This window comes from Pseudonocardia alni, from assembly GCF_002813375.1.
Classification (GTDB): domain Bacteria; phylum Actinomycetota; class Actinomycetes; order Mycobacteriales; family Pseudonocardiaceae; genus Pseudonocardia; species Pseudonocardia alni.
The window spans coordinates 2,910,469-2,930,529 of sequence record NZ_PHUJ01000003.1; the positions used below are offsets into that span (position 1 = coordinate 2,910,469).

Here is a 20,061-nt window from a genome sequence, read left to right on the forward strand (position 1 = left end):
CCCCGGTCGTGCGCGGGCGGGCGGGGTGCAGGATCGTCCGACATGGACCGACGCGTGCACGCGTTCACCGACGACGCCCTGGGCGACGACGACGCCGTCGCCCTCGCCGAGCGGCTGCGCCGCCGTGAGGTCGCGCCCCCCGAGCTGCGCGCCGCCGTCGCCGCGCGCGCCGCCCGGGTCGAGCCGCACCTGCACGGCCTCGCCCTGGACCGCACCGCCGACCCCGTCACCGGGGACGCCGACGGTCCGCTGGCCGGGGTGCCGACGCTGGTCAAGGACAACGTCGAGGTCCGGGGCTGGCCCGCGGGCCACGGCACCCGGGCGTTCGTCCCCGCCCCGTCGCGCGAGCACGCCGAGGTGACCCGGCAGCTGCTCGCGTGCGGGCTGGACCTGCTGGGCACGACCCGGATGCCGGAGTACGGGCTGAACGCCTCCACCGAGTTCGCCGACGCCGAGCCGACCCGCAACCCGTGGGACCCGCGCTTCTCGGCCGGGGCGTCGTCGGGCGGGGCGGCCGCGCTCGTGGCCGCCGGCGTGGTGCCGCTGGCCCACGCCAACGACGGCGGCGGCTCGATCCGCATCCCGGCCGCGGCCTGCGGGCTGGTCGGGCTCAAGCCGTCGCGCGGGCGGCTCGCGCCGAACGCGACCGGCGCCCGGATGCCGATCGACCTCGTCGCCGACGGCGTGGTGTCCCGCTCGGTCCGCGACACCGCGGTGTTCCTCGGCGCCGCCGACCGCGGGCGCCGCAACCCGGCGCTGCCACCGCTGGGCCTGGTCGAGGGCCCCGCCCGGCGACGCCTGCGGGTCGGGCTGCTGCTGGAGTCCCCCACCGGCGCCGCCGTCGACGCCGACACCCGCGAGACCGTCACCGCCGTCGCCGAGCTGCTCGCCAAGCAGGGACACGAGGTGTCCGACGCCGTCACCGGGGTGGGGACCCGGTTCGTCGACGACTTCCTCGACTACTGGGGGCTGCTCGCGTTCTCCGTGGTCACCGGTGGCCGGCTGCTGCACGGGCGCACCTTCGCCCCGCACCGTCTCGACGGCCTGACCCACGGCCTGGCCGACCACTACCGTCGCGCGCTGGCCCGCACCCCGGTGTTCCTGCACCGCCTGCGCAGGGTCGCGGCCACCCACGCCGAGCTGTTCACCCGGCACGACGTGCTGCTCTCCCCGGTGCTCGCGCACACCCCGCCGGAGATCGGGTGGCTCGCGCCGACGGTGCCGATCGAGCAGCTCACCGCCCGGCTGCTCGACTACGTGGCGTTCACCCCGCTGGCCAACGTCGCCGGGGCGCCCGCCATCGCGCTGCCCGCCGGGGCGACGGCCGGCGGGCTGCCGGTGGGGGTGCACCTGGAGGGCACGGTCGGCGACGAACGGACGCTGCTGGAGCTGGCGTACGCGATCGAGGCCGACCGCCCCTGGCGGCGGATCCGGGACTGACCCGGCCCGGACACGCACCGCTCAGACGTTGCCGCGCCGCTCCTGCTCCCGCTCGATCGCCTCGAACAGCGCCTTGAAGTTGCCCTTGCCGAAGCCGAGCGAGCCGTGCCGCTCGATGAGCTCGAAGAACACCGTGGGCCGGTCCCCGACCGGCTTGGTGAAGATCTGCAGCAGATAGCCGTCCTCGTCCCGGTCGACGAGGATCCCGCGGGACGCCAGCTCGGCGATCGGCACCCGCACCGACCCGATCCGGGCCCGCAGCTCCGGGTCGGAGTAGTAGGCGTCCGGGGTGTCGAGGAACTCGACACCCCGGGCGCGCAGCACGTCGACGGTGGTGAGGATGTCGTTCGTCGCCAGCGCGAGGTGCTGGGCGCCGGGGCCGCGGTGGAAGTCCAGGTACTCGTCGATCTGGGATTTCCGACGACCGGGGCTGGGCTCGTTGAGCGGGAACTTCACCCGGTGGTTGCCCGACGCGACGACCTTGCTCATCAGCGCCGAGTAGTCGGTGGCGATGTCGTCGCCGATGAACTCGGCCATGTTCGTGAAGCCCATGATCCGGTGGTAGAAGTCCACCCAGGAGTCCATGCGCCCGTACTCGACGTTCCCGACGACGTGGTCGAGCGCCTGGAACAGCCGGCGCGGCGCGTCCGCGGGCCGGTCCACCGAGGAGCTGCGGGCGACGTGGCCGGGCAGGTACGGGCCGGTGTAGCGGGACCGGTCGACGAGGGTGTGCCGGGTGTCGCCGTAGGTGGCGATCGCGGCGGAGCGCACGGTGCCGTGCTCGTCGGCCGTGTCGTGCGGCTCGACCAGCACGGTGGCCCCCTGGGCGCGGGCGTGGGCGAGGCAGCGGTCGACGTCGGGGACCTCGAGGGCGATGTCGACGATGCCGTCGCCGTGCCGGCGGTGGTGGTCGGCGACCGGGCTGTCCGGGTCGACGGCGCCACGCAGCTCGAACCGGACCGCGCCCGAGCGCAGCACGTAGGAGTGGTGGTCGCGGTTGCCGGTCTCCGGCCCGGAGTACGCGACGAGCTCCATGCCGTAGACGACCTGGTAGAGCTGCGCGGCCTGGGTGGCGTTGCCGACCGCCCACACCACGGCGTCCCAGCCGGTGACCGGGAACGGGTCGGCGGAGTCGTCGTGCTCGACGAGGCCGACCAGGCGTCGCAGGGCGGCGGCGTCGAGGTCGGCGAGCTTCTCGGAGTCGGTGAGGATGTCCATCAGTGCTCTCCCGTCAGTGTGCGGGCGGCCAGCTCCTGCGCCGCGGTGACCGTGGTGGTGCCGTGCGTGCGGGCGTCGGCGAAGACGCCGGTCAGGGTGTCGCCGATCGCGCGGGTCCGGTCGGCGACGGCGTCGGCGCTCCAGCCGAGGACCTCGCGGCCGACCAGGTGGATGGCGCCGCCGGCGTTGGCGACGAAGTCCGGGGCGTGGACGATGCCGCGCCGGCGCAGGACCTCGGCCGCGTACGGGTCGGCGAGCAGGTTGTTCGCCGCGCCTGCGACGACCGCGGTGGGGAGGGTCTCGGCGACCTCGGCGGTGATCAGACCGCCGGTGGCGCACGGCACCAGCACGTCGCACTCGCGGGTGGTCACCGCGCCGGTGCCGACCACCTCGGCGCCCAGCTCGTCGGCGACCGCGGCGCAGCGGGCCGGGTCGACGTCGGTGACGATCAGCTTGGCCCCGGCGTCGGCGGCGAGCCGGGCGACGTCGGCGCCGACGGCGCCGAGCCCCTGGACCAGCACCCGCAGCCCGTCGATGCCGTCGAACCCGGCCTCCGCGACTCCCGCGCGGATCGCGGCGAACACCCCGAGGGCGGTCATCGGTCCGGACGAGCCGGGCCCGCCCGCCGCGACCGACCGGCCGAACACGTGCGGGGTCAGGCCGGCCAGCACGTCCATGTCGGCCGAGCAGGTCCCGACGTCCGGGCCGGTGGTGTAGTTCCCGCCGAGCAGCTCCAGGTTGGCCGCGTGGATCTCGAGGATGCGGCGCCAGGTCGCCTCGCCGAGCTCGGCGCGCGGCGCCGGGAGCGCGATCACCGACTTGCCGCCGCCCATCGGCAGGCCGGCGACGGCCATCTTCAGCGTCATCGCCCCGGCGAGGCGGCGGGCGTCGGCGACGGCGTCGCCGGGCGAGGGGTAGACCATCGCGCGGGTCCCGCCCGACGCCGGGCCGAGACGGGTCGAGTGCACCCCGATCACGAACCACGCGCCCGTCCCCCGGTCGTACCGGACCGAGGTCAGTTCGCCGTCCCACTCGGGCAGAGCCATCCCGCGCCTCCATCGCCTCTCGCTGGTGTGCAGGGAGGACACCGTCGATCCCGGTATCTGCGCAACCGGCCCATCACGAGCTGCACAGCGGCGGCAGGTCACCCGGTCGCGGTGCCGGTCCACCTGGACGGATCGTCCAGGAGATCGGCGTCACTCCCGGGGCCCGCCGCCGGCGTCCGTAACCTGGACCGGTGACGACCAGCGACGCCACGACGCCCGCCGACCTGCGCGGCAGGCCGCGACCGCCGGTCCACCCGCGGACCGCGCCGTCGGACCCGGCCGGGCTGGACCCCGAGCGCGCCGCGCTGCACGCCCGCATCGCGACCGGCCCGCGCGGAGCGCAGGCCCGGGTCCCGCTGGTCGACGGCGCCGGCCGCCTACTCGGCCCGTTCACGACGATGCTGTTCTCCCCGCGCATCGGCGACGCCGTGCAGCAGGTCGGCGCGGCCCTGCGCACCGACGACGACCTCCCGCCCCGGCTGCGCGAGCTGGCCGTTCTCGCCGTCGCCGTGCACCACGGGTCGGCCTTCGAGTGGTCCGCGCACGAGGGCCTCGCCCGCGACACCGGACTGTCCGGGGCGCAGCTGCAGGCCCTGCTCGACGGCGGCGTCCCCGACGGCCTCGACGAGGCCGAGCGGGTCGCGCTGACCACCGTGCGGGCCCTGCTCACCCGGCACGACCTGGGCGACGACGCCTTCGCCACCGCGCTGCGGGTGCTGGGACGGGACACCCTCGCGGCGCTGGTGTGGCTGACCGGGTACTACTCGATGCTGGCCACGGCACTCGCCGTGTTCCGGCCGGAGTGAGGCCGGGTAACCCGCGCGGAGAGGGGAGGGACGCGATGAGCACCGCACCGAGCACCGCACCGGACGGGGTGCGCGTGGCCGCGGCCATGCACACCTTCCCCAAGACCTGTGGACCGGCGACGACCGTCGCGCAGGCGTGGGCGGCATTCGAGCGACCCAAGGTGCACTCGCTGCTGGTCCTCGACGCGGGACGGCTGCTCGCGGTGGTCGACCGGGCCGACCTGACCGGGGCCGGACCGGACGAGCCCGCCGCGCCCCTCGGGACGCTCGGCGGGCGGGTGGCCCACGCCGGCGACGACCTGGCGTCGACCTGGGCGGCGATGGCCGACGCCGGGCGGCGGCGGGTCGCCGTCGTCGACGACGCCGGCCGGCTGCTCGGGCTGCTCTGCCTCAAGCGGCACGGTCGCGGGTTCTGCTCCGACGCGGGCATCCAGGCCCGGATCGACGAGCGCGCGGCGGCCCCGGACGGGCCGTGAGGCGGCCCACCGCGGGGAACACCGGCGCCGGGCCGGACGCTGGACGGGGTGACCACCTCCGACGCCGCCGTCGCCATCCGCAGTCGAGAGGACCCTCCCGGTGACCCACACCGACGACACCGTGCTCCTGGACGGGGGCGTCGCCATGCCCCGTCTCGGGTTCGGTGTGTCCGAGTCCCGCGACGCCCACGCCGCCGTCGCCGAGGCGCTCGCGCAGGGCTACCGCAGCATCGACACCGCCGCCGTCTACGAGAACGAGACCGGCGTCGGCGCCGCGCTGGCCGGTTCCGGCCTGCCCCGCTCCGAGCTGTTCGTGACCACCAAGGTCTGGAACGTCGACGGCGACCGCCCCGACGCGCTGGGCGCGGCACGGCGCAGCCTGGACCGGCTGGGGCTCGACCACGTCGACCTGCTGCTCGTGCACTGGCCCAACGACGACCTCGGGCACTGCCTGTCGACCTGGGAGGCGATGGAGCAGCTGCTGGCCGAGGGCCGCACCCGCGCGGTCGGGGTGTCGAACTTCCGACCGTCGCACCTGCGCAGGCTCCGCTCGCTCGGCGGTCGGCTCCCGGCGCTCAACCAGGTCGAGCTGCACCCGCACCACCAGCAGCCGGAGCTGCGCGCGGTGCACGCCGCGCTGGGCATCGTCACCGGCGCCTGGAGCCCGCTGGGCCGCGGCGCGGTCCTCGGCGAGCCGGTCCTGGCCCGGATCGCCGACCGGCACGGCGTCACCCCCGCCCAGGTGGTCCTGCGCTGGCACCTGCAGCAGGGCACCGTCGCCGTTCCGAAGTCCGACGACGCGGGGCGCATCGCCGCCAACCGCGATCTCGCCGGGTTCACCCTCGACGGGGCCGACCTCGACGCCGTCGCCGCGCTGCACCGGACCGACGGACGGGGCCGGATCGGCCCGGTGCCCGACCGGGTGGACCGCATCGCGTCCTGAGTGACGTGTGTCACGTCCGCGTGAGGACGGCGGGGCGAACATCCTCGAACGACCAGTCCATCGAGGAGGCAGTCGATGTCGTTCACCGACAAGGTCAAGAACAAGGCCGAGAACGCCGTGGGCGTCGCCAAGGAGAAGGCCGGCGCGGCCACCGGCGACCGGGAGCTCCAGGCCGAGGGCAAGGCCGAGCAGTCGAAGGCGTCGCTGAAGGACGCCGGCGAGAAGCTGAAGGACGCCGCGGGCAACGTGAAGGACGCGTTCGGCGGTTCGAAGGACTGAGTCCGCCGACGGCGTGACGGGGGTGACCGGGACGCATGCCGGTCGCCCCCACCGGGAACGCGACGGAGGTACCGAGCCGGGTCCAGTGCCGTACCGGGCTCCTCCCCTCACATGTACCGGAGGAACCATGAGCACCGTCAAGCTCGCCGTCGTCTACTACTCCGCCACCGGCACCGTCGACGCGATGGCCCACCGGGCCGCGCAGGCCGGCGAGAAGGCGGGCGCCGAGGTGCGCCTGCGCCGCGTCGCCCGCGAGGCGACCACCGGTGAGCGCGAGGCCACCGACGCGCAGGCCGCGCACGCCGAGGCCGCCCCCGAGGTCACCGCCGCGACCGCCGACGACATCGTGTGGGCCGACGCCGTCCTGTTCGGCTCGCCCACCCGCTACGGCAACATCGCGGGCCAGCTCAAGACCTTCATCGACTCGCTCGGCCCGCAGTGGGGCCAGGGCCTGCTCGCCGACAAGGTCTACGCCGGGTTCACCGCCAGCCAGACCCTGCACGGCGGCCAGGAGTCCACGCTGCTCGCGCTGTACAACACGATCCACCACTTCGGCGGGATCGTCGTCGCGCCCGGGTACACCGACCCGACCAAGTTCGTCGACGGCAACCCCTACGGCGCCTCGCACGTGACCGGGGCGGACAACGACGCCCCGCTCGGCGACGCCGACAACGCGGCTCTCGACCACCTCGCCACCCGCGTGGTCACCGTCGCCGGGAAGCTCGCGGGCTGACCGCGGTCGCGGCGGCACGGACCCGGCCATCGCACGCCCGCACGGGTTAGCCTCGTCGGATGTACTTCCGGATCACCCCCGGCGGGGTCGAGCTCGTCGATCCGGGCGACGTGCGCGCGTTCCACGTCGTCGTCACCGAGGGAGCGACCGAGGGGGAGCTCGCCGACACCGTGCGCCGCACCGGGCTCGGCGAGCTCTCCGACGACGGCGAGCACGTCCTGGTCCGGGTGGACGCCGTCCGCAGGCTCGCCGCCGGTCGGGTCGGCCCGGGCTGGGAGGACGACCTGGCCGGGATGCTCGGGTACGCCCGGAGCAAGGGCTGGCTCTCCGACGACGGCACGGCGGTGCGCGCACACGTCGAACGCGCCTGAGACACACGGGCACCGCTACCGGCCGTCCGGTGACGCGGCCGCGACCCGCCGCCCGGGTCGGCCCGCGTCACCGGATGACCGGGGCACCGTCAGCGCTGTGGCAGGGTCACCGACGACGGCGTGCCCGGCCCGGACAGCACCTCCATCCGCGCACCGTCGGCACCGGGAACGGGGCCGGTGGCCCGGGGGTCGTGGCCGGTGACCGTGACCTGGACCCGGTGCCCCGCCGGCACGCGGTAGGAGGTCGGCAGCATCGCGAAGTGCAGCCGCACGGCCTCCCCCGGCTCCACCGGGGCGGCGTCGGCGGCGTACGCGCGGTGCCACGGCACACCGTCGGGCAGCGCGTAGGCGGGCGGGTGCTCGGCGCGCAGGGACATCCGCTGCCGGCCCTCGGTGATCACCGTCGTGCGCCCGTCCGGGCCGATCTCCTCCAGGTAGGCGAACACGTCGCCGTCGGCCCGGTCGGTGCGCACGGTGAGGTCGGCGACCGGCGCGCCGGTGAACACCGTGTCGCGGTCCAGCACCGGCCCGGTCCAGCTCGTCCCGCTCCCGGGGACGTGGCAGGGCTGGATGGTCGCCCCGGAACCGGGATCGGTGGGGCACTCGACGGTCGTGTCGACCGTGACGCCCCGGACGCCGTGCGCCGCGGAGCCGAGGACACCGTCCCCGCCGAGGGCGGCGGGCCGTGCGGTGATCCCGGCGGGCGGCCAGCTCGGCGCGGACTCCCACTCCAGGCCGGTCGCGTCGGCGGTGTCCGACGAGGGGGTGGCCCAGTGCACCGGCGGCTCGTCGGCGATGCCGGTGTCGATGCCCTTGAGATGCTGGTCGAAGAACCGGTGGGCCTGTTCGACCAGCGCGAACCCGGCGTTCTCGCAGTGCTTCCAGGGGCCGATCAGCAACCGCGAGCCGGGCACGTTCAGCAGCGCGGCGACACCCTGGCCGCGCAGCTCGTCGCGCCACCCGCCGATGACGTAGACCGGCACGCCGGTGGAGCGGATCTCGTCGTCATAGGTGCCGACGCTGCCCTCGGACCAGAAGCGCGACTGCGTGGCCGCGGTCCAGCTGTCCCGGTACGGCATGCCGCGCCACATGTCGGCGAGCGGTACGGCCTTCTGGTGCTCGACCGCCGCCTCGCGCAGCAGCACCTTGTCCTCGTCCCCGTCGACCGGCGCGTTCGCCAGGTCCTGCTCGACGGTGCGCGACGGGCCGAAGCCCCACTGCGCGGAGATGCCACCGACCCGCCAGGCGTCGTACTTGCCCCAGGAGAAGCACCCCGCGAGCACCGCACGCAGGTGCGGCGGGCGCACGGTCAGGGCGTGCATCGCGGCGTCGCCGGTGTTGGAGCAGCCGTAGACCCCGACGTTGCCGTCCGACCAGGGCTGCGCCGCCAGCCACTCGGTGATCTCGTAGGCGTCGCCGGCCTCCAGCCGGTCGTTGTAGCCGCGGCGCACCCCGAAGGACTGGCCGTTGCCGCGCCGGGCGACCTGGGCGACGACGTAGCCGTGCCCGGTGAGCGAGGGCATCGTCTGGATCCCGCCCGTCGCGGGGCCCGCACCGTCCTCCGGCTTGCGCTCGGTCGACAGGCTGTGCTGCCACAGCACCGGGAACGGTCCCGGCGCCGGGCGGCCGTCCACCGCGGGCCGGTCGAGCCGGACGGCGAGCCGGGTCCCGTCGCGCATCGGCAGGAGGAAGGACTCACTGACCTGCTCGGTGAATCCGGGGTCCGGGCGGTAGGAGCCGAGCGAGGACGCCGTGGCATTGCCGCCCGGCCGCGGGACGACGAGCACCGCGAGGGCGACGGCGGCCACCAGGCCGAGAGCGACGAGTACGGACACGAGCAGGGTGCGGCGGGATCGTCCGGGCATGACGGGCCTCCGTGCAGCGGTCGGTGGTGCAACGGGTGGTGGGTGCGGCGTACGCGGTGCGGCTCAGGGGTCGGGCGCGGCCTCGCCGAGCGGGGTCTCGCGGATCCCGGCCACGGCGGCCAGGGCCAGCACCGCGACCGGCAGGGTCGCCAGCACGACCAGCTGGAGCCCGTGGGTGTAGGACGCGCGGACGGCCTCGGCCAGCGGCGCGGGAAGGGCGGCGACCTCGGCGGGCGTACCGAGCAGCCGGCGGACCGCGTCGTCCCCGGTGGGCAGGCCCGCGGCCGCGAGCGCGGTGGGCAGGTCGGTGCGCAGCCGGGCGGTGAGCACCGCACCGAACGCGGCGACGCCGACGGCGCCGCCGAGCGTGCGGGCGAACGTGGCCGAGGACCCGGCGACCCCCACGTCACCGGGGCCCACGGCGTCCTGTGCGGCCAGCATCAGCACCTGCTGGGTCAGGCCGGTCCCGGCGCCGAGCAGCGCCATCCCGGTCACCACCTGCCAGGCCGGGGTCGCCGGGGTCAGCGGCGCGAGCACGGCCAGGCCCAGGACGAGCAGCGCGCACCCCGCCGCGGGATACCGTTTCCACCGGCCGCTGCGGACGACGAGCCGCCCGACCACGGCCGAGGCGACGATCATGGTCCCGACCTGGGGCAGCATCAGCAGACCCGCGGTCATGGCGTCGTGGCCGTGGACGACCTGCAGGAACTGGGGCAGGTAGATGATGCCGCCGAACATGACCGTGCCGACCAGCAGGCTGGCGGCGCAGGCGAGGGTGAACGTGCGGCTGCCGAACAGCCGCGGCGGCAGGATCGGGTCGGCGGCGCGGCGCTCGCGCAGCATCGCGAGCGCACCGGCCGCCACGACGGCGAGGCCGAGCACCGCGGTCGCCGGGGACGTCCACGGCCAGGCCACCCCGCCGGCCGACAGGAGCAGTACGAGCCCGCCCGCGGTCACGGCCAGCAGGACCGCGCCCAGGTGGTCCAGCGGCGCCTCGCGACGCGCCGGTCGGCGGTCCGGCGCGAGGCGGACGAGGGCCGCGGCGGCGATCGTCACCGGCACGACACCGAGGAAGCACCACCGCCAACCCGGCCCGCCCGGGCCGACCAGCAGCCCGCCGAGCAGCGGCCCGGCGACCGACGCCGTGCCGAACGACAGCCCGAACCAGCCGGTGTAGCGGCCCCGCTCCCGCGCCGGGACCAGCACCGCGACGAGTGCGTTCGCGCAGGCGAGGATGCCCCCGGAGGCCGCCCCCTGGACGGCGCGCCCGGCGATCAGCCACCCCATGGACGGGGCGAGGCCGGCCGCCAGCGACGCGACGACGAACAGCGCGATCGCCGCCAGCAGCACCGGGCGCGGACCGCGCCGGTCCGCGAGCTTGCCCCACACCGGCGTCGCCGCGGCCATGGTGAGCAGTGCGGCCGCGGCGACCCAGGCGGCACGGTCCTGCCCGCCCAGCTCGCCGGCGATCGTGGGCAGCGCGATCCCGATGATCGTGTTCGTGAGTGAGCCGGTGAACAGCGCGACCAGGGCGCCGGCGAGCACCGCGGGGGTGGACGGGCGGCGGACGCCCGCCGCCGCGGGGGCCGGCGCCTCAGCCATCGGTCCGGGGCAGCACCTCGTCCTGCAGCCACCCGCCGACCGCCGCGTCGAGGTGACCGGGCCCGGTGCCGCGGTCGTCGACGTTGTCGGCGTGCAACTCCAGCACCGGGATCCCGGCCGCGCGCAGTGCCCGGGTGGTCGCCCAGCTGCCCCGGGCGTCGTCGGACACCAGGTGGACGACCCCGTCGACACCGTGCGCGCGGGCCTCCTTGACGTACCACTCGGCCGACCAGGGTGGCGTGTAGAGCTGGTCGGAGAACGCCGCGAACCGGGCAGCGAGGGTGCGCAGCGGGTCGTCGCCGTAGCGGAGGTAGCCGTCGGCGGCGATGGCCAGGTACATCGACCACACGAAGACCGCGCCGTACCGCTCCTGGATCCGGCGGAACAGGTCCAGGTCGAACCAGAGGCCGCGGCCGACCCACATGAGCCGTGCGCGCTCGTGGTCGGCGACGGCCGACCCGGCGGCGATCCGGTCCGCGACCTCGTCGTGCAGGCGGCGGGCCGCGTCCCGCGCCCACACCGTGCCCCGGTGCCACTGGGGCACCATCACGGCCGGGATGGAGTCGGTGACCGCGACCGGGCAGGGCCGCGCCGCGGCGATCAGGTCCCGGGTGCGCCGGTTCCACTCCTCCTGCTCGTTGGTGAGCGCCAGAACCTCGGCGAAGCGCCGCTCGGAGAACCGCCGCCCGGTGGTCTGCTCCAGGAACCGGATCAGTCCCTCCAGCTCACCGACCATGAGGTCCAGGCGGTCGGTCCCGACCGCCTCCTCCCAGCGGTGCGGCATCAGCTCCCACCAGCGCTCCGGGACGGTGTCGGCGGCCGCGCTCTCCAACGGGAAGAACGTGACGCCGGGCCGGGAGCCCCAGACGTCGAAGATCTTCCGCGATGCGTCGCCGGTGGTCTCGGCGAGCACGATCGAGGGCATCGGGAGCCCGCCCCAGGGCGCGCTCGCCGGGTCCGGGTCGAAGGCGCTGCCGAGCGCGGTGGAGCTGTACTGCTCGGTGTAGTCCGGATAGCCGCGCTCGCGCAGGCGGGCCAGGTGCTCCTGGGTGCGCCGCTTGGCGGACACGATCGACGCCCACCACTGGTTGACCACGTACGGGATCCCCATCGCACGGAACACCTCCTGCGGGGCGTCCGCGTTGACCAGGGCCATCGGGGCCCCGGGGAGGTGGTCGCGCTGCAGCTCCGCGAACCACCGGCGCTGGTACGCCGTCGCCTCGGCCGCGCTGGGAAGCCGGTCCGCCCGGGCCGGGGCGCTCACGCCGCGTCCGCCGGTCGGCGCAGGTCGGCGAGGGCCCGGTCGAGGTCCTCCGGGTCGATCCGGCCGTAGGGCTGGCGTTCCAGCAGCGCCGCCGGGACGCCGGCGGCGGCGCGTTGCGCGGGCCAGTCCCAGGGCGGCGCGTCGTCGTGCTCGCGGACGTAGCCGAGCAGGCCGGCCGCACCCCGGGCGTGGAGCCGGGCGGCGGTGTGCGTGGCCCGTTCCGCGATCGAGGACCGTGCCGCCGACGGCCCGTTGGCCTGGTACCGCTCGGCGAGCGCGAGCTCCAGGCCGGCCGGGTGGCCGGGAGCGCCGACGTCACGGGAGACGAGCAGGTCGCCGCGGTCGTGGTCCTCGCCGACGACGACCAGCCCGGCGGACTCCAGCGCCGCATAGACCGAGGTCCCGTCGTGGGAGGACCCGGTGAGGTGGACGGGGTGCCCGGGGCGCGGGTCGCGCGTGGGCAGCTCCTCGACCAGCGTCGTCAGCAGCTCCGCGGCGCGGCCGGGGGGCAGGGCGCAGGCCGCGTCGACGACCCGGAGGAACTCGGTGCCCGTGAGCCGGCGGGCGGAGCGCAGGTCCCCCACGGCGCGCAGCAGGCCGCGTACCCGGTCGTGCGCCACGACGGCGGCGGCGAGCGCGTCGTCACCGACGGGGCGCCCGGAGCGCTCGCCCAGCCAGGTCCGCAGACCGCGGACCTTGGCCAGGACGTAGCGGGTCGTCGTGCGGTGCGGCAGGTGCAGGACGTCGACCAGGTGCACCGGGGGCAGCGCGACCGACGGCTCGACCCGGCGCAGTTCGCGGAGCACGTAGAACAGCCGCAGCGAGGCCTCGCAGTCCCGCGAGACGACGAGCACGTCGAGCGGGCCGTACGCCCCGTCGAGCAGCCGGGTCAGCACCGAGTGGGCGACCGGGTCGAGTCCGCCGCCGAGCAGGCGTCGTCCGGCCGAGGCGTCCTCCTCCGGCGAACCGGACAGCCGCAGCGGGCGGTAGCCGGCGGCGGTGAGCAGCTCGACCGGCACGTCGGCACCGACGTGGCCGGCGACCGGGCGGGTGTCGCCCGCCTCCGGGCGGGCAGGGGCCGGCAACGCAGCGAGGGCTGCGGACATGGGAACCTCCGGGTCAGATGACGGCGTCGGCGGTGAGTGCGGCGACGTCGTCGGCGTCGTAGCCGAGGAGCTCGCGGTACACGCGGTCGTTGTGCTGGCCGAGTTCCGGCGCGGGGCCGTCGAGCCCGACGTCGGAGCCGGAGAACACGATGGGCATCCCGGTGGCGGACAGGTCGGCCACCGCGCCGTGCCGCGGGTGGGTGAGTGGGACGACCTCCCGGCGCTCGCGCACGAGCGGGTCCCGGACGGCCTCCAGGGGGTCGCGCACCTCCGCCGCGGGCACGCCCTGGGCGGTGAGCCGCGCGATCACCTCGGCCCGGGGCAGGTCCCGGCACCAGGCGGCGATCAGCGCGTGCAGCTCGTCGGCGCGCTCCACCCGGCGGTCCCGCGTGCGGTAGCGCTCGTCGTCGACGAGGTCCGCGCGCCCCATCGCGCGCAGCACGCCGCGGGCGAAGGCGTCGGTGGGCGCGCAGAGCGCGACGTGGCCGTCCGCGGCGGGGAGGATGCCGAACGGGGCGAGCCGCGGGACCATCGCACCGGTGCGCTGCTCCAGCCCGACGGCGTCGTAGGCGTCGAAGGGTTCGCAGGCCACGAGCGAGGTGAGGGCGCCCAGCATGGACACGTCGACGTGCTGGCCCTGTCCGGTGCGCTCGGTCTGCAGCAGCGCCGACACCGTCCCGACCACGGCGTACAGCGGGGCGAGCAGGTCCCCGACCGGGAGCCCGAACCGCACCGGGTCACCGCCGGGCTCGCCCGCGGTCATCATCACCCCGGACAGGGCCTGGATGATCGCGTCCATCGCCTTGCCCGACCCCGGACCGCCCTGGGCGCCGAACCCGCTGATCGAGGTGTACACCAGAGCCGGGTTGATCTCGCGGACCGCGGCGTAGTCGATCCCCAGCCGCGAGGTGACCCCCGGGGAGTAGTTCTCGACCAGCACGTCGGCGTGCCGGACGAGGTCGGTGAACACCGTCTTGGACCGCGGGTCCTTCAGGTTCAGCGTCACGCTGAGCTTGCCGCGGCCGCGCAGCAGCATGGACACCGACATGTCGTCGTCGTGCAGGCGGGACAGCGCCAGGCCGTCCCGGCCGAGGTAGGGGGCGTTGTTGCGGGAGGTGTCGCCGCCGGTGGCGGGGTTCTCCACCTTGATCACGGTCGCGCCCAGCCCGGCGAGCAGCAGGGTGGCGTAGGGGCCGGCGAGTGCGGTGGTCAGATCGATGACGGTGCGGCCGGCGAGCGGCTGGGCGGTCGCGTTCTCGGTCACGCTGTCTCCTCGGACGAGCCCGCCCCGGCGACGAGCCAGTCGTCGCCCCGGCGGACCAGGCGGGCATTCAGCCGGGCACGGGTGGTGATGTCGCGGACGTAGTCCACGACGGGGGAGTCCGGTCCCTGCGGGACGGGACGACCGGCGTCGTCGATCCGGCAGGGGACGATCCCCGCCTCGACGAGCCCGCCGCGGTCGAACCGGCAGGTCGCGACGACGGTGTCGCGGCTCTCGGGGTGGAAGGGGTAGAAGGGCATGTCCGGGTCGGGGGCGAAGCCGTACAGCTCCGTGCGGCGCCGGGCCCACTCGTCCCGCTCGGCGCTGTCCCCGCCGGACGCCGGGGTCAGCGCGTGGGTGACGGTCACGAAGTTGCCGAGTCCGTGGAAGATGGGCTTCCCGCGCCAGACCTCGATGCCGCGCAGGATGTGCGCGTGGTGGCCGAACACGGCGTCGGCACCGGCGTCGACGGCAGCCCTGGCGACGGGCGACTCGTACATCGCGACCGCCGCCGGGGTGTGGCCGACGCCCTTGTGCAGCGCGACCAGCACGACGTCGACCTCGGCACGCAGCCGGGCGACGTCGTCGGTCATCTCCGCCAGCGAGTCGGGGTCGGCGAAGGTGTAGACGCGCGGCGGCCCGCCCGGGCTGGCGTGGTCGAGCTCGTAGTGGGTGAGCACCCGCACCGGGGCGCAGCCCGCCTTGCGGGAGGTCGCCCAGGACTCGCGCGGACCCACACAGTTGTAGGACAGCACCCCGATCCGCAGGCCGCCGCGCTCGACGACGGCGGGCGCGCGGGCCTCGGCGAGGTCGGCTCCCGCGCCGGCGGTGAGCAGCCCGGCCCGGCGTGCGTGGGCGACGGTGTCGGTCACACCGACCTCGCCCGCGTCGAACACGTGGTTGCCGGCCAGGGTGACGACGTCGAACCCGGCGTCGGCCAGCGCACCGAGCGCCGCCGGGTCGGCCGGCGGGGCCGGGACGTCGGTGGACACCTGCGCCGTGGTCGTGGAGTGCGGGACCTCGACGTGGCCGACAGTCAGGTCGGCGGCGCGGAGCAGCGCGGCGGCCGGCGCGAGGAACGACGCGGGGTCGGGCTCGTCGAGGATCAGGTCCCCGACCGCGGCGACGGTGACCGGTGTGCTCATGCGGGGACCTCCCGGGTGTGGCGGGACAGGAAGGCGCGCAGCCGTTCGCTCGACGGGTTCCCGAAGACCTGCGCGGGCGGCCCGATCTCGACGACGCGACCGGCCTCCATGAACACGACGCGGTCCGCGACCTCGCGGGCGAAGGCCATCTCGTGGGTGACCACGACCATCGTCAGGCCGTCGGCGGCCAGCGTCCGCAGGACGCCCAGGACCTCCTCCACCAGCTCCGGGTCGAGCGCGGAGGTGGGCTCGTCGAACAGCAGGATCCGCGGCCGGGTCGCCAGCGCACGGGCGATCGCCACGCGCTGCTGCTGCCCCCCGGAGAGCTGGCGCGGGTAGTGGTGCAACCGGTCGCCGAGACCGACCCGCTCCAGCAGCGCGACCGCCTCCTCGTGGGCCCGGGCGGCAGACCGGCCGTGCACCCGCCGCGGCGCCTCGGTGACGTTGCGCAGCGCGTCGAAGTGCGGGAACAGGTTGAACTGCTGGAACACCATGCCGATCCGGCGGCGCTGGGCGGCGACGCCCTTCGGGCTGAGCGGGCGCAGCCCCCCGCGCTGCTCGGCGTAGCCGAGGAGTTCGCCGTCGAGGTACATCCCGCCGGCGTCGAGGGACTCGAGCTGGTGGACGCAGCGGACCAGCGTCGACTTGCCCGACCCCGAGGGTCCGATCACGACGACGACCTCCCCCTCGGCCACGTCGAGGTCGACGCCGTCGAGCGCGGCGTGCGACCCGAACCGCTTGGTCACACGGTGCAGGTGCAGGACGGGGCTCACGAGGCACCTCCGGCCGCGGCCGTCCGGACGTGCCCGCGGGCGAACCGGCGCTCCAGCCGTCGCTGCGCCACCGTGAGCAGCGTGACGACGGCCAGGTACCAGATGCAGGCCACGAGCAGGTTGGGGACGATCTCGTAGGTCTGGTTGTAGATGATCTGCACCGCGTTGAGCAGGTCGTTCATCGCGATCACCGACACCAGCGCGGTGCCCTTCACGACCGTGATGAACTGGCTCCCCGACGGCGGGATGATGACCCGCATCGCCTGCGGCAGGACGATCCGGAAGAACGTCTGGGCCGGGGTGAAGCCCATCGCGGCCGCGGCCTCGCGCTGCCCGTGGTCGACGCCGAGGATCCCGGCGCGCACGATCTCGGCCATGTAGGCGGACTGGACGAGCGAGAGCCCGATGACCGCCGCGGTCAGCGGGGTGATGACGTCGTTGGCGTCCCAGGACACCAGGGTCGGGCCGAACGGCAGGCCGATCGAGATCCGCGGCACCAGGTAGGCCAGGTTGAACCAGAAGATCAGCTGGACCAGCGGCGGGATGCCCCGGAACACGCCGACGTAGACGGTGGCGGCCCAGCGGACCGGCCCCAGGTCCGACAGCTGCGCGGCGGCGAGCAGGCCGCCCAGCAACGACCCGATCACCATCGCGGCGACCGCCAGCAACAAGGTCGTGACCAGGCCCCGGAGCACCGCGGGAGCGAACAGGTTCGCGGCGACGACGTCCCACTGGAACCGCTCGTTGCCGACCAGGAAGACGACGATGCGGACGACGACCAGCGCCAGCAGCAGCGAGGCGACCCAGCGCCACGGGCGGGACCGGGGACGGGCGGTCGCGACGTCGTGCGTTCCGGGGCCGCTGGTCGACGGCGGCGCGGTGACGGTCACGGCGTGGTCCCCGCGTTCAGCTCCGGCGCCGGGACGGTCACGTCGTCGAGGCCCCAGCGGGACATGATCCCGGCGTAGGTGCCGTCCCGGAACAGCTCCTCGAACGCCCGCTGCATCACCGGCCCGAGCTCCTCGGACTTCGGGACGTAGAGCGCGAGCTTGTCGACGGTGGCGCCCTGCTCCTCGGTCTGCGTGACGTAGGTGTAGACGCCCTGCTGTTGTGCGGTCACGTCGATCGCGGCCGCCTGGGTCATCCCGGCGGCGTCCGCCCGGCCGGACCGGGCGGCGAGCAGGGTGGCGTTGGTGTCGGCCAGCCCGATCGAGGTGACCTCCGGCCTGCCGGTACGGGTGCAGTACCCGGAGAGCAGCCGCAGCTGCTCCTCCACGACGCTCGCGGTCGTCACGGCGACCCGCCGGCCGCACAGGTCGTCGGCGGCCTGCACGTCCAGGGTCGAGTCGGCGGGAACCACGTAGGAGGTCCTGGTGGTCATCCAGGTGACCGTGTCGAACTGCCGCTCGCGCTCGGCGGTGACCTTCACGGGTCCGTTGAAGGCGTCGTAGCGGCCCGCCAGCATCCCCTGCAGCGCGGCCGGGAGGCTGTCGACGACCACGGTCTCGGTACGAACGCCGAGCACCCGGGCCAGGGCGTCCTGGAAGTCCCGGTCGATACCGGTGATGCTGCCGTCACCGGCGACCGTGCGGTACGGCGGATGCGAGTCGCCGGCGAACCGGATGACACCCGCCTCCTTGACCGCGTCGGGCAGTGCGGCGTGCAGCTCGGCGTTCGCGCCGGGTGGCAGCGGGGTCTCCGCGGGGTCCCCCGAGCCCCCGATCCCACAGCCGGCGAGCAGCAGCACCGAGGCGGACAGGACGCCGAGGCCCAGGACACGGGGACGGCGTGGGCGGGTGTGGCGCATGGCGAGGTACTCCCTGCGTTGGGTCGTGCCATGTGTGGGCCGGTCGGCGGTTCACGATCATTGCCGACGTCGACAGCGACGAGCGTCGCACGAGGTGTCGCCTATGACAACACCTCCTTTCCGCTCTGCGGAAGACCGACGGGCGACACGTACGCTCCCCCGCGGGAGGGATGTCGATGCCGGACGACGGGCGCACACGGGCGGAGCCACAGCTGCTGCTGACCTCGCTGCTCGGCGACTACTGGTACTGGCGTGACGAGCACATCCCGTCCGCCGCGCTGGTCCGGCTGCTCGCCGAGTTCGGGATCGGCCGGGAGAACGCCCGTGCGGCGATGCGGCGGCTCGCCGCCAAGGGGCTGCTGACGACCTCGCGCGCCGGCCGGACCACGGCCTACGGCATCCCGCCCCGGACCAGCGACGTCATCGTGCACCGGACCCACCGGATGCTGGTCTTCGGCGCGTCCGCGCCGCCCTGGGACGGCCGGTGGACCGTCGTCGCGTTCTCGGTGCCCGAACAGGAACGCGAGATCCGCACGGCGCTGCGCTCCCGGCTGCGGGTACTCGGGCTCGCCGCCCTGTACGACGGCCTGTGGGTCTCGCCGCACGACCTCGCCGGGCCCGCCCGCGACCTCGTCGCCGAGCTCGGCATCGGTCGGGCGACCGTCCTGCGGGCGACCGAGGTGCCCGGCGGCCCGCACGGCGGGGGGCCCGCGTCGGCGTTCGACGTGGAGGGCCTGGCCGCCGAGTACGCGGAGTTCGTCCGGATCTACGCACCGCTGCGCGACGGCCTCGCCGCGGGCCGGATCGGCCCGGCCGAGGCGCTGCGGATCCGCACCGAGCTGCGGGTGGCGTGGCGCACCTTCCCCGAGCGCGACCCCGACCTCCCCGCGGTCATGCTCCCGGCGGGGTGGGCACGGCCGGAGGCGCAACGGCTGTTCATCGAGGTCTACGACCGGCTCGGGCCGTTGGCGGAGCACCGGTTCCGGCAGGTACTCGCCGAGGTCGACCCGGGTCTCGCCGAGCTGGCCTCGCACCACGACAGCGCCCGCATCGCGCGCCTGTACTCCGAGCTCGGCGACCGGCGGGCACGGGGCGACACCCCGTTCGAGCAGGCGGTCCGCGAGCGCAGGCTCGACGAGGTGGGCCGCGGCAGGCCGTCGGCCTGAGCGGGCACCGCGCTATGGCAGCAGCGCCCGGACCTCGTCGGGGTCCGGGCCGCCCGACCCGATCACCACGACGGCGTCGTCGAACCCCGCATCGGCGTAGCGCTCCAGGTCGTCGCGGAGGCGACCGAGGTCGGCACCCGCGGGCACCGGCAGGGCGTAGGCGACCGCACGTCGCCCCCCGGCGGCCCGGAAGCGGCCGAGGGCCTCGACCATCTCGTCGGGCGTGGTGCGGTAGCCGGAGGCGAGCCAACCGTCGAAGCCGCGGGCGGCCTTCTCCACGTTCGCACCCCAGGAGCCGAGCAGCAGCGGCGGCCGGGTGGCCGGCGGGTCGGCGAGCCGGGCGTCGGCATCACCACCACGTTCCAGCAGGTCACGGAGCCGGACCACGTTCTCGTCGAACATCCGGAAACGACCGCGGTGGTCGCGGCCGAGGGCGGCGTAGTCGGCGCGGGTGGAGCCGGGGCTGATGCCGAACGCGAGCCGGTCCCCGCAGACCGCCTGCAGCGACAGCATCCGGTGGGCCAGTTCGACCGGGTGGTGCAGCGGGACCTGCACCGTGCCCGTCGACAGGCCGACGCCGTCGGTGGCCCCGGCCGCGACGGCCAGCGCGACGAACGGGTCGGGCACCAGCCGTCCACGGCCGATGATCTCCGGCGCCCACAGGTGCGCGAAACCGGCACCGGCGAGTCGCCGGGCCCACCCGGCGACCGGGTACGGCGGCGCGTCGGACAGGTGCGCGAGCGTCGCGCCGAGGCGCACC

At 75.2% G+C, this 20,061-nt stretch carries 20 protein-coding genes; 8 read left to right on the plus strand and 12 right to left on the minus strand.

Annotation, left to right across the window (positions count from 1 at the left end; translation table 11 throughout):
* Window positions 1-42: 42 nt before the first annotated feature.
* On the plus strand, window positions 43-1,440 hold the full coding sequence (locus ATL51_RS14425; RefSeq protein ID WP_100878886.1) for an amidase: 1,398 nt from the start codon (window positions 43-45) through the stop codon (window positions 1,438-1,440).
* A 21-nt stretch (window positions 1,441-1,461) separates the two neighbouring features.
* Here the strand turns inward: ATL51_RS14425 and hppD are convergent, their stop codons facing one another.
* Both hppD and ATL51_RS14435 read right to left on the minus strand, forming a co-directional pair.
* Window positions 1,462-2,658 (minus strand): 4-hydroxyphenylpyruvate dioxygenase, encoded by a 1,197-nt coding sequence (gene hppD, locus ATL51_RS14430; RefSeq protein WP_100878887.1) that lies wholly within the window; start codon window positions 2,656-2,658, stop codon window positions 1,462-1,464.
* Window positions 2,658-3,704 (minus strand): Glu/Leu/Phe/Val dehydrogenase dimerization domain-containing protein, encoded by a 1,047-nt coding sequence (locus ATL51_RS14435; RefSeq protein WP_073576710.1) that lies wholly within the window; start codon window positions 3,702-3,704, stop codon window positions 2,658-2,660. The genes hppD and ATL51_RS14435 overlap by 1 nt, the downstream gene beginning before the upstream one ends.
* Before the next feature lie 191 nt (window positions 3,705-3,895).
* Here ATL51_RS14435 and ATL51_RS14440 point away from each other — a divergent pair, with 191 nt between their 5' ends.
* The 6 genes from ATL51_RS14440 to ATL51_RS14465 all read left to right on the plus strand — a co-directional run bounded on the left by ATL51_RS14440 (window position 3,896) and on the right by ATL51_RS14465 (window position 7,312).
* Window positions 3,896-4,510 carry a carboxymuconolactone decarboxylase family protein gene (locus ATL51_RS14440; protein ID WP_083658817.1) on the plus strand — a complete coding sequence of 205 codons (615 nt, stop codon included), beginning with the start codon at window positions 3,896-3,898 and terminating at the stop codon, window positions 4,508-4,510.
* A 35-nt stretch (window positions 4,511-4,545) separates the two neighbouring features.
* Window positions 4,546-4,986 (plus strand): CBS domain-containing protein, encoded by a 441-nt coding sequence (locus ATL51_RS14445; protein WP_073576711.1) that lies wholly within the window; start codon window positions 4,546-4,548, stop codon window positions 4,984-4,986.
* 145 nt (window positions 4,987-5,131) lie between these two features.
* Window positions 5,132-5,929 carry an aldo/keto reductase gene (locus ATL51_RS14450; RefSeq protein ID WP_073576918.1) on the plus strand — a complete coding sequence of 266 codons (798 nt, stop codon included), beginning with the start codon at window positions 5,132-5,134 and terminating at the stop codon, window positions 5,927-5,929.
* Window positions 5,930-6,004: 75 nt separating this feature from the next.
* On the plus strand, window positions 6,005-6,208 hold the full coding sequence (locus tag ATL51_RS14455) for a CsbD family protein (protein WP_073576712.1): 204 nt from the start codon (window positions 6,005-6,007) through the stop codon (window positions 6,206-6,208).
* A gap of 127 nt (window positions 6,209-6,335) precedes the next feature.
* Window positions 6,336-6,941, plus strand: a complete 606-nt coding sequence (locus ATL51_RS14460) for an NAD(P)H-dependent oxidoreductase (protein WP_073576713.1) — start codon at window positions 6,336-6,338, stop codon at window positions 6,939-6,941.
* Between the two features lie 59 nt (window positions 6,942-7,000).
* Window positions 7,001-7,312 (plus strand): hypothetical protein, encoded by a 312-nt coding sequence (locus tag ATL51_RS14465; protein ID WP_073576714.1) that lies wholly within the window; start codon window positions 7,001-7,003, stop codon window positions 7,310-7,312.
* 89 nt (window positions 7,313-7,401) lie between these two features.
* Here ATL51_RS14465 and ATL51_RS14470 read toward each other — a convergent pair whose 3' ends face one another.
* The 9 genes from ATL51_RS14470 to ATL51_RS14510 form a co-directional block, all read right to left on the minus strand.
* On the minus strand, window positions 7,402-9,177 hold the full coding sequence (locus ATL51_RS14470) for a CocE/NonD family hydrolase (protein ID WP_100878888.1): 1,776 nt from the start codon (window positions 9,175-9,177) through the stop codon (window positions 7,402-7,404).
* Between the two features lie 63 nt (window positions 9,178-9,240).
* Window positions 9,241-10,779, minus strand: a complete 1,539-nt coding sequence (locus tag ATL51_RS14475) for an MFS transporter (RefSeq protein WP_073576716.1) — start codon at window positions 10,777-10,779, stop codon at window positions 9,241-9,243.
* Window positions 10,772-12,043: a 2-hydroxyacyl-CoA dehydratase family protein gene (locus tag ATL51_RS14480; protein WP_073576717.1), complete on the minus strand. Its 1,272-nt coding sequence runs from the start codon at window positions 12,041-12,043 to the stop codon at window positions 10,772-10,774. Before ATL51_RS14480 ends, ATL51_RS14475 begins: the two co-directional genes overlap by 8 nt.
* Window positions 12,040-13,149, minus strand: a complete 1,110-nt coding sequence (locus ATL51_RS14485; RefSeq protein WP_073576718.1) for a 2-hydroxyacyl-CoA dehydratase family protein — start codon at window positions 13,147-13,149, stop codon at window positions 12,040-12,042. Before ATL51_RS14485 ends, ATL51_RS14480 begins: the two co-directional genes overlap by 4 nt.
* Before the next feature lie 13 nt (window positions 13,150-13,162).
* Complete coding sequence (locus tag ATL51_RS14490; protein WP_073576719.1) at window positions 13,163-14,413, minus strand: CaiB/BaiF CoA transferase family protein; 1,251 nt, start codon at window positions 14,411-14,413, stop codon at window positions 13,163-13,165.
* Window positions 14,410-15,555, minus strand: coding sequence for a CapA family protein (locus tag ATL51_RS14495; RefSeq protein WP_073576720.1), 1,146 nt, complete (start codon window positions 15,553-15,555; stop codon window positions 14,410-14,412). The genes ATL51_RS14490 and ATL51_RS14495 overlap by 4 nt, the downstream gene beginning before the upstream one ends.
* Window positions 15,552-16,328, minus strand: coding sequence for an amino acid ABC transporter ATP-binding protein (locus tag ATL51_RS14500; protein ID WP_100878889.1), 777 nt, complete (start codon window positions 16,326-16,328; stop codon window positions 15,552-15,554). The genes ATL51_RS14495 and ATL51_RS14500 overlap by 4 nt, the downstream gene beginning before the upstream one ends.
* Window positions 16,325-17,218, minus strand: a complete 894-nt coding sequence (locus ATL51_RS14505; RefSeq protein ID WP_073576722.1) for an amino acid ABC transporter permease — start codon at window positions 17,216-17,218, stop codon at window positions 16,325-16,327. Before ATL51_RS14505 ends, ATL51_RS14500 begins: the two co-directional genes overlap by 4 nt.
* Window positions 17,215-18,135 carry a transporter substrate-binding domain-containing protein gene (locus ATL51_RS14510; protein ID WP_073576723.1) on the minus strand — a complete coding sequence of 307 codons (921 nt, stop codon included), beginning with the start codon at window positions 18,133-18,135 and terminating at the stop codon, window positions 17,215-17,217. The genes ATL51_RS14505 and ATL51_RS14510 overlap by 4 nt, the downstream gene beginning before the upstream one ends.
* 170 nt (window positions 18,136-18,305) lie before the next feature.
* Here ATL51_RS14510 and ATL51_RS14515 point away from each other — a divergent pair, with 170 nt between their 5' ends.
* Window positions 18,306-19,301, plus strand: coding sequence for a PaaX family transcriptional regulator (locus ATL51_RS14515; protein ID WP_073576724.1), 996 nt, complete (start codon window positions 18,306-18,308; stop codon window positions 19,299-19,301).
* A 12-nt stretch (window positions 19,302-19,313) separates the two neighbouring features.
* Here the strand turns inward: ATL51_RS14515 and ATL51_RS14520 are convergent, their stop codons facing one another.
* Window positions 19,314-20,060, minus strand: a complete 747-nt coding sequence (locus ATL51_RS14520; RefSeq protein ID WP_100878890.1) for an LLM class flavin-dependent oxidoreductase — start codon at window positions 20,058-20,060, stop codon at window positions 19,314-19,316.
* Window position 20,061 lies beyond the last annotated feature (1 nt).

Excerpts from the sequence above, each read along its gene's own strand:
- ATL51_RS14445 (WP_073576711.1), top strand. The coding sequence starts at position 4,546 with ATGAGCACCGCACCGAGCACCGCACCGGACGGGGTGCGCGTGGCCGCG.
- ATL51_RS14470 (WP_100878888.1), bottom strand. The coding sequence starts at position 9,177 with ATGCCCGGACGATCCCGCCGCACCCTGCTCGTGTCCGTACTCGTCGCT.
- hppD (WP_100878887.1), bottom strand. The coding sequence starts at position 2,658 with ATGGACATCCTCACCGACTCCGAGAAGCTCGCCGACCTCGACGCCGCC.
- ATL51_RS14460 (WP_073576713.1), top strand. The coding sequence starts at position 6,336 with ATGAGCACCGTCAAGCTCGCCGTCGTCTACTACTCCGCCACCGGCACC.
- ATL51_RS14455 (WP_073576712.1), top strand. The coding sequence starts at position 6,005 with ATGTCGTTCACCGACAAGGTCAAGAACAAGGCCGAGAACGCCGTGGGC.
- ATL51_RS14510 (WP_073576723.1), bottom strand. The coding sequence starts at position 18,135 with ATGCGCCACACCCGCCCACGCCGTCCCCGTGTCCTGGGCCTCGGCGTC.
- ATL51_RS14495 (WP_073576720.1), bottom strand. The coding sequence starts at position 15,555 with ATGAGCACACCGGTCACCGTCGCCGCGGTCGGGGACCTGATCCTCGAC.
- ATL51_RS14485 (WP_073576718.1), bottom strand. The coding sequence starts at position 13,149 with ATGTCCGCAGCCCTCGCTGCGTTGCCGGCCCCTGCCCGCCCGGAGGCG.
- ATL51_RS14425 (WP_100878886.1), top strand. The coding sequence starts at position 43 with ATGGACCGACGCGTGCACGCGTTCACCGACGACGCCCTGGGCGACGAC.
- ATL51_RS14465 (WP_073576714.1), top strand. The coding sequence starts at position 7,001 with ATGTACTTCCGGATCACCCCCGGCGGGGTCGAGCTCGTCGATCCGGGC.
- ATL51_RS14450 (WP_073576918.1), top strand. The coding sequence starts at position 5,132 with ATGCCCCGTCTCGGGTTCGGTGTGTCCGAGTCCCGCGACGCCCACGCC.
- ATL51_RS14515 (WP_073576724.1), top strand. The coding sequence starts at position 18,306 with ATGTCGATGCCGGACGACGGGCGCACACGGGCGGAGCCACAGCTGCTG.
- ATL51_RS14475 (WP_073576716.1), bottom strand. The coding sequence starts at position 10,779 with ATGGCTGAGGCGCCGGCCCCCGCGGCGGCGGGCGTCCGCCGCCCGTCC.
- ATL51_RS14435 (WP_073576710.1), bottom strand. The coding sequence starts at position 3,704 with ATGGCTCTGCCCGAGTGGGACGGCGAACTGACCTCGGTCCGGTACGAC.